Source organism: Ralstonia sp. TCR112, assembly GCF_007997035.1.
Lineage (GTDB): Bacteria > Pseudomonadota > Gammaproteobacteria > Burkholderiales > Burkholderiaceae > Ralstonia > Ralstonia edaphi.
Window position 1 is genome coordinate 1 of sequence record NZ_VOSS01000205.1, and the last position, 691, is coordinate 691.

Sequence of the window (691 nt, forward strand, 5' to 3'; positions counted from 1 at the left end):
GTGGATGCAGCGCGCGACCAGTCGCACGTTGCCATCGCCCGTCAGGCTCAGGAATTTACGCGCCAATGCTTTCTCGGCGATTTTTTCCTGGTACACGTAGCCGGCCAGGGCCTGGGCGTCTTCTTCCGGCGTCTTGCAACGCTTGAAGCGCGGGTACAGCGTTTCGATGCGCTCGGAGTTCGCATCGCCGGCGCTGATGTGATACAGGTCGTGCGCCAGCGTGGGCTTGGTCGACAGTTGCACGATCGCTTCGGCGCAGTCGTCCACGGGCAGGATGTCGACGCGGTCGGACAGGCGGCAGCTGAACGTTTCGAGCAGCGCCACCATGCGCAGCATCCAGAAGATGCTGCCCGACGGCTCGCACCCCAGCGTGCTGTGGCCGACCACGATGGACGGCCGCACCACAACCAGGGGCAGCTCGGGCACCGCTTCGCGCAGCTTCAGCTCGGCCATCCCCTTCGAATACGTGTATGGCACCGCATGCTGCTCCAGCGGCGGGACGTCCCAGCTCTCGCTGACATGGCGATCCGCCAGCTGGCCGCATGACATGGCCGTGCCGATCTGCAGGAAGCGCTTTAGGCGCTTGCTTTGCGCCGCCAGCCGGCCCAGCGCCAGCACGCCTTCCACATTGGTTTCCCACAGCGACGGGTGGTTCGAGAACGTTGCCAGCGCCGCGCAGTTGATGATGATT

At 64.8% G+C, this 691-nt stretch carries 1 protein-coding gene; it reads right to left on the reverse strand.

The window, feature by feature from the left end; translation table 11 throughout:
- Positions 1–691 (reverse strand): SDR family oxidoreductase (locus FUT88_RS25300; RefSeq protein WP_147219301.1); only part of this gene is annotated, 691 nt, incomplete at both ends.